Source organism: Pseudomonas sp. MBLB4136, assembly GCF_051904765.1.
Classification (GTDB): Bacteria; Pseudomonadota; Gammaproteobacteria; order Pseudomonadales; family Pseudomonadaceae; genus Aquipseudomonas.
Map to the genome: position 1 here is coordinate 25,826 of NZ_CP196713.1, position 12,978 is coordinate 38,803.

At 68.9% G+C, this 12,978-nt stretch carries 12 protein-coding genes; 6 read left to right on the forward strand and 6 right to left on the reverse strand.

Translation table 11 applies throughout. The features are described 5' to 3' along the window. Nucleotides 1-8: 8 nt before the first annotated feature. From ACSX1D_RS00115 to ACSX1D_RS00135, 5 genes are all read left to right on the forward strand, one after another. Nucleotides 9-1,415: an aspartate aminotransferase family protein gene (locus ACSX1D_RS00115; RefSeq protein WP_439860459.1), complete on the forward strand. Its 1,407-nt coding sequence runs from the start codon at nt 9-11 to the stop codon at nt 1,413-1,415. Nucleotides 1,416-1,484: 69 nt separating this feature from the next. Continuing rightward, the gene (gene eutB / locus ACSX1D_RS00120; RefSeq protein ID WP_208707805.1) at nt 1,485-2,480 is read left to right on the forward strand and encodes a hydroxyectoine utilization dehydratase EutB; all 996 of its coding nucleotides are present in this window, start codon (nt 1,485-1,487) and stop codon (nt 2,478-2,480) included. Further along, a complete protein-coding gene (locus tag ACSX1D_RS00125; RefSeq protein WP_439860460.1) occupies nt 2,467-3,411 on the forward strand; it encodes a cyclodeaminase in 945 nt (314 codons plus the stop codon). The genes eutB and ACSX1D_RS00125 overlap by 14 nt, the downstream gene beginning before the upstream one ends. Nucleotide 3,412: 1 nt before the next feature. Next, nucleotides 3,413-4,201 (forward strand): maleate cis-trans isomerase family protein, encoded by a 789-nt coding sequence (locus ACSX1D_RS00130; protein ID WP_439860461.1) that lies wholly within the window; start codon nt 3,413-3,415, stop codon nt 4,199-4,201. Between the two features lie 48 nt (nt 4,202-4,249). Beyond that, nucleotides 4,250-5,119 (forward strand): DMT family transporter, encoded by an 870-nt coding sequence (locus tag ACSX1D_RS00135; protein ID WP_439860462.1) that lies wholly within the window; start codon nt 4,250-4,252, stop codon nt 5,117-5,119. A 5-nt stretch (nt 5,120-5,124) separates the two neighbouring features. Here the strand turns inward: ACSX1D_RS00135 and ACSX1D_RS00140 are convergent, their stop codons facing one another. The 6 genes from ACSX1D_RS00140 to glcC all read right to left on the reverse strand — a co-directional run bounded on the left by ACSX1D_RS00140 (nt 5,125) and on the right by glcC (nt 11,220). Next, nucleotides 5,125-6,465 (reverse strand): hemolysin family protein, encoded by a 1,341-nt coding sequence (locus ACSX1D_RS00140; protein ID WP_208707808.1) that lies wholly within the window; start codon nt 6,463-6,465, stop codon nt 5,125-5,127. Nucleotides 6,466-6,532: 67 nt separating this feature from the next. After that, nucleotides 6,533-7,840: a phosphate regulon sensor histidine kinase PhoR gene (phoR, locus tag ACSX1D_RS00145; protein WP_439860463.1), complete on the reverse strand. Its 1,308-nt coding sequence runs from the start codon at nt 7,838-7,840 to the stop codon at nt 6,533-6,535. Nucleotides 7,841-7,918: 78 nt separating this feature from the next. Continuing rightward, on the reverse strand, nt 7,919-8,608 hold the full coding sequence (gene phoB / locus ACSX1D_RS00150; RefSeq protein ID WP_208707810.1) for a phosphate regulon transcriptional regulator PhoB: 690 nt from the start codon (nt 8,606-8,608) through the stop codon (nt 7,919-7,921). A gap of 133 nt (nt 8,609-8,741) precedes the next feature. After that, entirely contained in the window at nt 8,742-9,632 is an 891-nt protein-coding gene (gene ubiA, locus ACSX1D_RS00155; RefSeq protein WP_439860464.1) for a 4-hydroxybenzoate octaprenyltransferase, read from the reverse strand. A 161-nt stretch (nt 9,633-9,793) separates the two neighbouring features. Continuing rightward, nucleotides 9,794-10,345 carry a chorismate--pyruvate lyase family protein gene (locus ACSX1D_RS00160; RefSeq protein WP_439860465.1) on the reverse strand — a complete coding sequence of 184 codons (552 nt, stop codon included), beginning with the start codon at nt 10,343-10,345 and terminating at the stop codon, nt 9,794-9,796. Between the two features lie 101 nt (nt 10,346-10,446). Then, nucleotides 10,447-11,220 (reverse strand): transcriptional regulator GlcC, encoded by a 774-nt coding sequence (gene glcC / locus ACSX1D_RS00165; RefSeq protein WP_439860466.1) that lies wholly within the window; start codon nt 11,218-11,220, stop codon nt 10,447-10,449. Nucleotides 11,221-11,473: 253 nt separating this feature from the next. Between glcC and glcD the strand changes: the two genes are divergently transcribed. Next, nucleotides 11,474-12,973: a glycolate oxidase subunit GlcD gene (gene glcD, locus ACSX1D_RS00170; protein ID WP_439860467.1), complete on the forward strand. Its 1,500-nt coding sequence runs from the start codon at nt 11,474-11,476 to the stop codon at nt 12,971-12,973. Nucleotides 12,974-12,978 lie beyond the last annotated feature (5 nt).

The following is a 12,978-nucleotide window of genomic DNA, read 5'->3' on the forward strand; positions in this document are numbered from 1 at the left end:
GCAATGCCATGACCATCGACACCCAGAAAATCATCGAGATCGACCGCCAGAACGTGTTCCACGCCTCCACCCACCTGAAGCAGCATGCCCACGGCGAGAGCCCGGCGCGCATCGTCACCGGCGCCAAGGGCATCCGCATCCAGGATTCCCTGGGCAACGAGTTCATCGACGGCTTCGCCGGCCTGTACTGCGTGAACATCGGCTACGGCCGCACCGAGATGGCCGAGGCGATCTACGAGCAGGCCAAGCAGCTGGCCTACTACCACACCTATGTCGGCCACACCACCGAGGGCATGGCGACCCTGTCCGAGCGCATCGTCAAGCTCGCCGGCCAGGGCATGAGCAAGGTCTACTACGGCATGTCCGGTTCGGACGCCAACGAGACCCAGCTCAAGCTGGTCTGGTACTACAACAACATCCTCGGCCGTAAGGAGAAGAAGAAGGTCATCTCCCGCGACCGCGGCTACCACGGCTCGAGCATCGCCTCCGGCTCCATGACCGGCCTGCCGGTGTTCCACGCCCACTTCGACCTGCCGCTCGAGCGCATCAAGCACACCGTCGCGCCGGTCTACTACCGCCGCCCCGACGACGCCATGAGCGAGCTGGAGTTCTCCCGCTACTGCGCGCAGAAGCTCGAGGAGATGATCCTCGCCGAAGGCCCGGACACCGTCGCGGCGATGATCGGCGAGCCGGTGCTCGGCACCGGCGGCATCGTGCCGCCGCCGCAGGGCTACTGGGCGGAGATCCGCAAGGTGCTGGACAAGTACGACATCCTGCTGATCGCCGACGAGGTGGTCTGCGGTTTCGGCCGCCTGGGCGTGGACTTCGGCTCGCAGTACTACGAGATGAAGCCGGACCTGATCACCGTGGCCAAGGGCCTGACCTCGGCCTACCAGCCGCTGTCCGGGGTGATCGTCGGCGAGCGCGTGTGGCAGGTGCTGGAGCAGGGCACCGACACCTACGGCGCCATCGGCCACGGCTACACCTACTCCGGCCACCCCATGGGCATCGCCTCGGCGATCGCCAACCTGGACATCATCGAGCGCGAGAACCTCACCGGCAACGCCCGTGACACCGGGGCCTACCTGCAGCAGCGCATGCAGGAGACCTTCGGCAACCACCCGCTGGTCGGCGAGGCGCGCGGCATCGGCCTGCTGGCGGCCCTGGAGTTCTCCAGCGACCGCAGCAAGCGTCAGCACTTCGACCCGAACCTCAAGGTCGGCCCGCAAATCTCCGCGGCCTGCCTGGAAGAGGGCCTGATCGCCCGCGCCATGCCGCACGGCGACATCCTCGGCTTCGCCCCGCCGCTGGTGGTCACCCGTGGCGAGGTCGATGACATCGTCGCCCGCGCCGAGCGGGCGGTGAACAAGGTCACCGACAAGCTGATCAGCAGCGGCGCCTGGCAGGCCAAGTAACCGGCCAGGTCAACGCGGGGGGCATCGAGACGGTGGCCCCCGTTTGCGTTCACAGGTTGGACTTTGAACATGAATGAGCAACTGACCCTGCAAGACATCTACCGGGCCCGCCAGCGCATCGCCGGTCTGGCCCTGCGCACCCCGCTGGTGCGTTCCGAATCGCTGTCGCGGCGCTGGAACTGCGAGGCCTGGCTCAAGCTCGACTGCCTGCAGCCCACCGGCGCCTTCAAGCTGCGCGGCGCGGTCAACGCCCTGCTCGGCCTGGATGCCGCGCAGCGCCAGCGCGGCGTGGTGACCATGTCCACCGGCAACTTCGGTCGCGCCCTGGCCTACGCCGGCCAGCACCTGGGCATTCCGGTCAAGGTGTGCATCTCGCGCCTGGTGCCGGAGAACAAGGTCGAGGCCCTGCGCCGCAGTGGCGCCGATCTGGTGATCCACGGCCAGATCCAGGACGAGGCCGACGTCGAGGCGCGCCGCCTGCGCGACGAGCAGGGCCTGGCCTATGTCTCGCCGTTCGACGATCCGCTGGTGATCGCCGGCCAGGGCACCTGCGGCCTGGAGATCATGGAGGAGCAACCGGACATCGACATGCTGTTCGCCGGCCTGTCCGGCGGCGGCCTGATCGCCGGCATCGGCCTGGCGGTGAAGAGCATCAACCCGCGGGCCGAGGTGATCGGCGTGAGCATGAACGAGGGCGCGGCGATGCTCGAGAGCCTGGCCGCCGGCCATCCGGTGCAGGTGCCCGAGGTGGCGTCGCTGGCCGACAGCCTGGGCGGCGGCGTCGGCCTGGACAACGCCTGGAGCTTCGCCATGACCCAGCGCTACATGGACCGCGGCTACCGGGTCGACGAGGCGCAGATCGCCCGCGCCATGGTGCATTTCCTGCGCGAAGAGAAACTCCTGGTCGAGGGCGCCGCCGCCGTCGGCGTGGCCGCCGTCGAGCAGCACCAATTGGACCTGAGCGGGCGCCGCGTGGCGTTCGTGGTCAGCGGCCAGAACCTGTCCACCGCCACCTTTGCCGAGGCCTGCCGCCTGGCCGGAGAGCGCCCCTATGAAAATCTATAACCGCCAGCAGATCGCCGAGCGGGTCAAGCTCGACCCGGCCGCCCTGGAAGCCGTGGAGGCCGGTTTCGCCGCCCTCGGCCGCGACGAGGTGGCGATGCCGCCGATCCTCAGCATGAACATCGCCGAGAGCAACGGCGAGGTCGACGTGAAGACCGCGCACATCCGCGGCTGGCCGCGTTTCGCGGTGAAGATCAGCCCCGGCTTCTTCGACAACCCCAAGCTCGGCCTGCCCAGCCTCAACGGCCTGATGCTGCTGTTCTCGGCCAAGACCGGGCTGGTCGATGCGGTGCTGTTCGACGAGGGCTACCTGACCGACATCCGCACCGCCCTGGCCGGCGCCATCGCCGCCAAGCACCTGGCCCGCGAGGACGCCCAGCGCGTCGCGGTGATCGGCGCCGGCCAGCAGGCCGAGTTGCAGGTCGCGGCCCTGCGCCTGGTGCGTGACATCCGCGAGGTGCATGTGCACGCCCGCGACCGCAGCAAGGCCGAGGCCTATGTCGCGCGCATGCGCGAGCAGTACGGCCTGGCGGTGGCGGTGCACGACAGCGCCGCCGCGGCCTGCGCCGAGGCCGACATCGTGGTCACCACCACCCCGGCCCGCGAGCCGGTGCTGCGCTGGAGCGACCTGCCCAAGGGCGTGCACGTCACCGCCATGGGCTCGGACAACCCGCACAAGAACGAGCTGGAGCCGACCATCCTGGCCAGCGCCGATGTCCTGGTGGTCGATCGCCTCAGCCAGTCCCGCGCCCTCGGCGAGCTGCACCACGCGCCGGCCCTGGAGCGCGAGGTGTTCGAGCTGGGCAGCCTGATCGCCGCGGGGCGCAAGGTCCGCAGCGGCGCCGAGCAGATCAGCGTATGCGACCTGACCGGCACCGGGGTGCAGGACACCGCCATTGCCAACTACGCCGCGCGCCTGCTCGAGGAGGCCTGAGATGATCCAGTCCTTCGCCGAGTTCCAGGCCCTGCAGCAGACCTTCGAGCACGTGCGCGCCAGCGATGACGGCCACGTGCGCATCGGCCTGGTGCAGCTGGCCAGCGATTTCACCCTGGAGAACGAGTGGCGCCAGCTGCTCGGCGAGCGGGTCGAGCTGTACAGCACCCGCACCCCCTGCAGCCCGACCGTGACCCCGGACGGGTTGCGCGGCCTGGCCCAGGGCCTGAGCCAGTCCAGCGCCCTGCTGGTGCCGGGCCTGCCCCTGGACGTGCTGGCCTTCGGCTGCACCTCGGGGAGCATGCTGATCGGTGAGCAGGAGGTGACCCGGCTGCTCAACCAGGCGCACCCCGGCGTACCGGTGACCAACCCCTGGAGCGCGGTCAAGGCGGCCCTGCGCGGCCTCGACGCGCGGCGCATCGCGGTGCTCACGCCCTATATCGGCGAGGTCAACTACCCGATCTACCAGGGCCTGCAGCAGGCCGGCCACGAGGTGGCGGCCTTCGGCACCTTCGGCGTGCTGGAGGATGCCGAGATCCCGCGGATTCCCGAGGCGGCCATCGAGCAGGCGGCGCGCGAGCTGCTGATCGGCCAGCGGGTCGACGCGCTGTTCCTCTCCTGCACCAACCTGCGCACCCTGGGCATGCTCGCTGAACTGGAGCGCAGCCTGGGCCTGCCGGTGATCTCCAGCAACCAGGCGATGTTCTGGCATGCCCTGCAACTGGCCGGCTGCGTGCACCGGCCCCAGGGTTTCGGTACCTTGCTGACCGACAGCTACGCATTGGCTTGAAGGGCGCACGCACGCGCCCGGTCTGCGTGCTGCAGCGGGGAGTCTGAGGTGCAGGACAGACAGAAGGGCTTGCTGTTGACCGCGTTCGGGGTGCTGGTGCTGTCCCCGGACGCCCTGGTGTTGCGCTGGCTGGCCGCCGATGCCATGCAGATCCTGGCCTGGCGCGGCCTGCTCATGGCCATCGGCCTGGGCCTGCTGCTGGCCTGGCGCTACCGAGGCGGGCTGCCGGCCGCCGTCCGCCGTTGCGGCTGGGTCGGCCTGGGCTGCGGGCTGTGCTACTGCGGCAGCACCATCGGCTTCGTCCAGGCCATCACCCTGGCCGGGGCGGCCAATACCCTGCTGATCCTCAGCATCGCCCCGCTGATCGCCGCGGCCCTGGCCTGGCTGTTCCTCGGCGAACGCCTGGCGCCGCGCACCCTGCTGGCGATCCTGATCTGCGTTGGCGGGGTGCTGCTGATCGTCGCCGACGAGGCGCCGGGCAACAGCCTGGTCGGCAACGCCTGGGCCCTGGCGGCCGCCACCCTGCTGGCCGGCAACTTCACCCTGGCGCGCAGCCGCCCGGCGGTGGACATGAGCCCGGCGCTGCTTCCCGGCGCCCTGCTGGTGTCGCTGCTGGGTTTCCTGATCGGCGGCAGCCCGGAGCTGAGCGTGCCGCAGTGGGCCGGCCTGGCCTTCATGGCGGGGGTGCTGCTGCCGTTGGCCTTCATGCTGATCCAGCTCGGACCGCGTTGGATCAGCGGCACCGAGGTGGGCCTGCTGCTGTTGCTGGAGGTGGTGCTGGGGCCACTGTGGGTCTGGTGGCTGCTGGGCGAGGCGCCGAGCAGCCAGGTGCTGCTCGGTGGCGGCCTGATCTTCCTCACCCTGTGCGGCCACAGCCTGCTGGGCTGGCGCCGCGTGCCCGCGGCCAAGGCCGGCTGAGCGGGTCAGTCCAGGCGCAGCACCTTGGCCAGGAGGATCTTCGGTCCCTTCATCTTCTTGACGATGATGCGCAGGCCCTCGACCTCCAGCACCTCTTCTTCCTCCGGTACCCGCTTGAGGGTCTCGTAGACCAGCCCGGCCAGGGTTTCCGCCTCGACATGGTCGAGGTTGACCCCGAGCAGGCGCTCGACCTTGAACAGCGGCGTGTCGCCGCGCACCAGTAGCTTGCCCGGCTGGTAGGCGAGGATGCCGCGCTCGGCCTTGCGGTGTTCGTCCTGGATGTCGCCGACCAGGGCCTCGAGCACGTCCTCCATGGTCAGGTAGCCGATCACCTTGCCGTCGGCCTCCTCGACCAGGGCGAAGTGCGCGCCGCCCTGGCGGAACTGCTCGAGCAGACTGGACAGCGGCAGGTGCCGGGTGACCCGCTCGATCGGGTGCATCAGCTCGGAGATCTTTAGCGCCGAGGGCAGCATTTCCAGCAGCGACAGGTGCAGCAGCAGGTCCTTGATGTGCAGCACGCCGACGAAGTCCTCGGCCTCGGTGTCATACACCGGGTAGCGGCTGTACTTGTGCCGGCGGAACACGCTGAACACCTCCTCCAGGGGCGCGTTCAGCTCGAGGGAGATCAGGTCCTCGCGGGAGTTGGCCCAGTCCACCACCTCCAGTTCGCCCAGTTCCACCGCCGAGGCCAGCACGCGCATGCCCTGGTCGCCGGGGTCGCGGGCGCGGCTCGAATGCAGGATCAGCTTGAGTTCGTCGCGGCTGTAGTGGTGCTCGTGGTGCGGCCCCGGCTCGCCCTGGCCGGCGATGCGCAGGATGGCGTTGGCGCTGGCGTTGAGCAGGAAGATCGCCGGGTACATCAGCCAGTAGAACAGGTACAGCGGTCCGGCGGTCCACAGCGACAGCAGTTCGGGCTTGCGGATCGCCCAGGACTTGGGCGCCAGCTCGCCGACCACGATGTGCAGGTAGGAAATGATCGCGAAGGCGCTGAAGAAGGCGATGCCGCTGACCAGCTTCGGCGACTCGATGCCGATGGCGCCGAGCAGCGGTTCGAGCAGGTGGGCGAAGGCCGGCTCGCCGACCCAGCCCAGGCCCAGGGACGCCAGGGTGATGCCCAGCTGGCAGGCCGACAGGTAGGCGTCCATTTGCTCGTGCACGGTGCGCAGGATGTGCCCGCGCCAGCCGTGCTGCTCGGCCAGGGATTCGACCTTGGTGGCGCGCAGGCGAACGATGGCGAACTCCGCGGCGACGAAGAAGCCGTTGAGCAGGACGAGGAAGAGGGCGAATAGAACAAGGCCGAAATCGGCGAAATAGGCAGCGGCGGAGTAACTAGAGGAGGGGTCCATAAAGGGTTCGGTTGACCAGAGACCGCTAAAGGGTGGGGGTTGTCGCCGGGCTTTGCAAGCGCCGGCGCTAGTTGCTCCGCTGGACCACCTGGGCGCTGGCGAAATGGCAGGTGAAGGCGCTGCCCTTGCCCAGGGTGCTGCTGATGTCCAGGCGTCCGCGATGGCGCAGCAGCACGTGCTTGACGATGGCCAGGCCGAGGCCGGTGCCGCCGGTGTTGCTGGCGCGGCTGGCGTCGACCCGGTAGAAGCGTTCGGTCAGGCGCGGCAGGTGCTTGGCCTCGATGCCCGGGCCGTTGTCGCGCACCGTCAGGTGCGCGCCCTGTTCGTCGGCCCACCAGCGGATGCGGATGTCGCCGGCGTCCGGGGTGTACTTCACCGCGTTGAACACCAGGTTGGAGAAGGCGCTGCGCAGTTCCGCCTCGCTGCCCTTGAGCTTGAGGTTCTGGTCGGCCTCCAGGCTGATGCGGTGGCCGCGCTCGCCGGACAGCGCCAGGGCGTCGTTCTTGATCGACAGCAGCAGCAGGTCGACCGCCACCGGCTGGTTGTCCGTGGGGTAGTCGGTGGCTTCCAGCTTGGCCAGCAACAGCAGGTCGTTGAGCAGAGCCTGCATGCGCGCGCCCTGCTGCTGCATCTGTTGCAGCGCACGCAGCCAGCGCGGGCCGAGCGCCTCGACGTTGTCCAGCAGGGTCTCCAGGTAGCCGCTGATCACCGTCAGCGGGGTGCGCAGCTCGTGGGAGACGTTGGCGACGAAGTCCTTGCGCATCTGTTCCAGCTGGTGCAGGCGGGTGACGTCGCGCACCAGCATCAGGTGTTCGTTGTTGCCGTACTGGGTGATCTGGATCTGCAGGCGCAGGCGGCTGTTGACCGGCGAGGGCAGGTCCAGCGGCTCCTGGTAGTGCTCGCGCTCGAAGTACTCCTTGAAGCGCGGGTCGCGCACCAGGTTGCTGATCGGCTGGCCGCTGTCCTGCGGGGCCTTGAGGCCGAGCAGGGTCTCCGCGGCGCGGTTCCACCACTCCAGGTTGCCGTCGCGGTCGAGCATGATCACCGCGTCGCGCAGGGCGGCGGTGGACTCCTGCACCCGGTCGATGACCGCCTGCAGGCGGCCACGGGCCTTCTCGTTGCGGCGCTCCAGGTGGTAGATGCTGTCGAATACCTCGCCCCACAGCCCGGAGGCGTCCGGCGGCGGCTCGTCCGGCTTGTGCTCGCGCAGCCACCTGTGCAGGCGCAGCAGCTGGCTGAGGTTCCAGATCAGGTAGCCGGCCAGGCCGATTACCAGCGCCCAGGCGGTCTGCCCGGTGACCAGGCCCAGCAGCAGGCAGGCGCCGACCAGCAGCAGCAGGCGGCGCGCCAGGGCGCCATGCCAGTTTTGGTTCACGTGAAAATCATCCGCCAATCGATCCTTACAGCCAGCCCCTTGTGTGGGCCGGGTATCCTAACCCAAAAGGCCTGGCCGCTAGCTCTTGGTGGAAAAACGATAGCCGGTGCCACGCACGGTCTGTACCAGACTTTCGTAGGCTTCGCCGAGGGCCTTGCGCAGCCGGCGGATATGCACGTCGACGGTGCGCTCCTCGACGTAGACATTGCCGCCCCAGACCTGGTCGAGCAGCTGGCCGCGGGTATAGGCGCGCTCCTGGTGGGTCATGAAGAACTGCAGCAGGCGGTATTCGGTGGGGCCCATCTCGGCCGGCTTGCCGTCGATGGTCACGCGGTGGCTGACCGGATCGAGCAGCAGGCCGCCGACCTCGATCGGCCCCTCGCTGTCGCTGGGGCCGGCGCGGCGCAGTACGGCCTTGAGACGGGCGACCAGCTCGCGCGGCGAGAACGGCTTGGTGATGTAGTCGTCGGCGCCGACTTCCAGGCCCTGAATCTTGTTGTCCTCTTCGCCCTTGGCGGTGAGCATGATGATCGGGATGTCGCCGGTCAGCTCGTCGCGCTTGAGGCGCCGGGCCAGCTCGATGCCGCTGGTGCCGGGGAGCATCCAGTCGAGGAGGATCAGGTCGGGCTTGCGGTCGACGATCATGGCGTGGGCCTGCTGGGTATTCTCCGCTTCCAGGCACTCGTATCCGGCCATCTCCAGGGCCACCGCGATCATCTCGCGGATCGGTGCTTCGTCATCGACGATCAGGATGTTTTTGCCAACCATGGGTCCCGCCTCGGCTCGTTGAACTGTCTAGCGCCGCATTAGATAACGGAATTATTGCAGCTATGTGACAGCCGCATGGTGCCAGTCTACACCGCGCCGCCGGCGCCCCGGCCGTCGCGCCGCGGGCGGGGGCTCAGCGCAGGGCGTAGTCGGCGACCAGGCCGAGGAAGATCGCCAGGCCGGCCCAGTGGTTGTGCAGAAAGGCGTTGAAGCAGGCCATCGGCTTGCGGTTGCGGGTCTTGTGGTACTCCCAGGCGAAGCAGCCGGCGGCGACCAGCAGGCCGAGGTGGAAGTACAGGCCCAGCTCGAAGCGTGCCGCCGCCAGCAGCAGGCAGAGCAGCGCCAGGCCCTGCAGGCTGACGATGATCAGGCGGTCGGCGTCGCCGAACAGGATGGCGGTGGATTTCACCCCGATCTTCAGGTCGTCGTCGCGGTCGGCCATGGCGTAGTAGGTGTCGTAGGCCACCGTCCACAGCAGGTTGGCGATATACAGCAGCCAGGCCTCCGGCGGCACGCCACCGGTCTCGGCGGTGAAGGCCATCGGCATGCCCCAGGAGAAGGCCGCGCCGAGCACCACCTGGGGGTAGAAGGTGTAGCGCTTCATGAAGGGGTAGCAGGCGGCCAGGGCCAGGCCGCCGAAGGACAGCCAGATGGTCGCGGCGTTGGTCAGCAGCACCAGCACGAAGGCCGCCGCCACCAGCACGGCGAACAGCAGCAGGGCTTCGCGCGGCTGAATCCGCCCGCTGGCCAGCGGGCGCGCGCGGGTGCGGGCGACGTGCCCGTCGAAGTCGCGGTCGGCGTAGTCGTTGATCACGCAGCCGGCGGCGCGCATCAGGATCACCCCGGTGACGAAGATGAACAGGTTCTTCGCGCTCGGCACGCCCTCGGCCGCCACCCACAGCGCCCACAGCGTCGGCCACAGCAGCAGGTAGATGCCGATCGGCTTGTCCAGGCGCATCAGCTGGATGAAGTCCCAGGCGCGGGGGTGCAGGCGATCGAAGGATTTCAGCAGGCGGGTATACATCGGGCGCGTCTCCGTGCGGGCTGCCGCGGATTATACGGATGATCGAAGCGTAGGGTGGATGAGGCTCTGCTCATCCACCGCTACAGGCTCGCCGGTGAGATGCCGGGTGAGAGGACTCGGTGGAACACGCTGCGCGGTTTTCCACGGGGTGGCCACCCAGCCTAGGCATCGATTCCCGCCGCCGGCCAGAACGCCGGCAGGAACACCTCGGCCACCAGCACGCCGAGGGCGCCGCGGCTGAAGCAGGAGCGCCGCGCCCACAGGCGCTCGGCGCGCACCTCGCTGGGCAGCCAGGGGGCCGGGTAGTGGCAGGCCTGCAGCGCGCCGCGATCGAAGGCGCGGTCGCTGAACAGCAGTTCGCCGAGCGAGCGGCTGCCGAGCTGGTCGAGGGCCAGGCCGGAGCCTTCCAGGGCGCTGCGCGCGGCCACGCTGCGGGCGAACACCCAGGGCTGGCCGTGGCCGCGCAGGAAGACTTCACGCACCCAGCCGAGGCTGGCGTCGGCCACGCCGAGGGCGGCGCATTCGTCGTTGCGCAGGCGCTGCCAGCCTTCCACCAGCGGGGTGACGCTGAACTGGCCGTCGGCCAGGGCGGTCAGGCGGCGGGTCAGCGAGTCCTGGTTGAACAGCCAGTCGCGCACCCCGGCGACGGGCGCCGGATGCAACTGGCCGGCGCTGTACCAGCACGGCGGGTGGGCAAGGGAGGCGTGGGACACGGACGGGCTCGGGGCAAATCACCAGCGCGCGAGTCTAGCACGGCCTCCGCCGCCGGTTGACGCCGAACCATCCTCGGTGCAGGGCGGCGCGGCCGCTTGCCCTAGTTCCAGCCCTCCAGGCGCATGGTCGCGCGCACCAGGCGTTGCTCCTCCTGCTCGATGTCGCGCAGGTTGTCGCGGATGCCGTGGATGTGCTCGCGGGCGGCGCGCTGGGCCTGCTCCGGCAGGCGTTCGATTACCGCGTGGTACAGGCGCGCGTGCTGGCGGTCGATCTGACGCTTCTGCATGGGCCGGTGGTAGAGGTTGTTCACCGAGGCGAACACCGTGCTGAGCATCAGGTCGGTGAGCGATTGCAGGGTGTGCAGCAGCACCGGGTTGTGCGAGGCCTCGCAGATGGCCAGGTGGAAGGCGTGGTCGAGGCGCGCGTGCTCCCGCGGCTCGACGCCATCGGCGTGATCGTGGGCGGCGAGCATCTCCTCGTAGCGCCGGGTCAGCAGGACGAAGTCGGCATCGGTGCCGCGCAGGGCCGCCAGGCGCGCCGATTCGGCCTCGAGCAGCGCGCGCACTTCCAGCAGGTCGTAGAGGGTGCGCGGCTGCGAACTGAACAGGCTCATCAACGGGCTGGCGTCGCGCGGCCCGCTCAGCGAGGCGACCCGTGAATCGCGGCCCTGGGCGGTCTCGATGATGCCGCGGCCGCGCAGCACCTTGAGGCCCTCGCGCAGGGCCGAACGGGAGATGCCCAGCTTCTCGCACAGGCGGCGTTCCGAGGGCAGCGGCTGGCCGACCTTGAGCACGCCGTCGACGATCAGGCGCTCGATGCGCTCGGCCACCACGTCGCTGACCTGGCGGCGGGTGGAGGCGGTGGGGTCGCTCATGGGCAACCTCGCTGTACTGGTAGGACCAGTTGGAAAGAGATATCCACAGGCCGATCACTATAAACCTGAAAGCCAGTATCCATAAGGTCTGTCGCTGCTCAGTCAGTTCAAGTCTACGAAAAAAACTGGTCGTACCAGTGTTTGTCGCGATGGACGCCGGCGCACGCCGGGCCTAAAGATTGGCGCCACATCGCGGTCCGGGTGCTGGCGCCCGGGCCGCCTAGAACAATGACGCTGCCTGATTGAGACTGCCATGAGCATTTTGTACGACGAGCGCGTCGACGGCGCGCTGCCCAAAGTCGACAAGTCCGCGCTGCTGGGCGAGCTGCAGGCGCGCCTGCCGGACCTCGAGATCCTGCATACCCAGGAAGACCTCAAGCCCTACGAGTGCGACGGCCTGTCGGCCTACCGCACCACCCCCATGCTGGTGGTGCTGCCCGAGCGCGTCGAGCAGGTGGAAAGCCTGCTCAAGCTCTGCCACCAGCGCCAGGTGCCGGTGGTGGCGCGCGGCGCCGGCACCGGCCTGTCCGGCGGCGCGCTGCCGCTGGAGCAGGGCATCCTGCTGGTGATGGCGCGCTTCAAGCAGATCCTCGAGGTCAATCCCGCGGGCCGCTTCGCCCGGGTCCAGCCCGGCGTGCGCAACCTGGCCATTTCCCAGGCTGCCGCGCCCTATGACCTGTACTACGCCCCCGACCCGTCCTCGCAGATCGCCTGCTCGATCGGCGGCAACGTCGCCGAGAACGCCGGCGGCGTGCACTGCCTGAAATACGGCCTGACCGTGCACAACCTGCTCAAGGTGGAGATCCTCACGGTCGAGGGCGAGCGCATGACCCTGGGCAGCGATGCCCTGGATTCGCCCGGCTTCGACCTGCTGGCGCTGTTCACCGGCTCCGAGGGCATGCTCGGCATCGTCACCGAGGTCACGGTCAAGCTGCTGCCCAAGCCGCAGGTGGCCAAGGTGCTGCTGGCGGCCTTCGACTCGGTGGAAAAGGCCGGCCGCGCCGTGGGCGACATCATCGCCGCCGGCATCATCCCCGGCGGCCTGGAGATGATGGACAACCTGGCGATTCGCGCCGCCGAAGACTTTATCCGCGCCGGCTACCCGGTGGAGGCCGAAGCCATCCTGCTGTGCGAGCTGGACGGCGTCGAAGCCGACGTGGAGGACGACTGCGCGCGGGTCGCGGCGGTGCTCAAGCAGGCCGGCGCCACCGAGGTGCGCCTGGCCCGCGACGAAGCCGAGCGGGTCAAGTTCTGGGCCGGGCGCAAGAACGCCTTCCCGGCGGTCGGGCGCATCTCGCCGGACTACTACTGCATGGACGGCACCATCCCGCGCCGCGAACTGCCCGGCGTGCTCAAGGGTATCGGCGAGCTGTCCGAGGAGTTCGGCCTGCGCGTGGCCAACGTGTTCCACGCCGGCGACGGCAACATGCATCCGCTGATCCTCTTCGATGCCAACCAGCCCGGCGAGCTGGAGCGCGCCGAGGCCCTGGGCGGCAAGATCCTCGAACTCTGCGTCAAGGTCGGCGGCAGCATCACCGGCGAACACGGCGTGGGCCGCGAGAAGATCAACCAGATGTGCGCCCAGTTCAACAGCGACGAGCTGACCCTGTTCCACGCGGTGAAGGCGGCCTTCGACCCGAGCGGCCTGCTCAACCCCGGCAAGAACATCCCGACCCTGCACCGCTGCGCCGAGTTCGGCGCCATGCATGTGCATCACGGTCAGCTGCCTTTCCCCGAACTGGAGCGTTTCTAATGGTC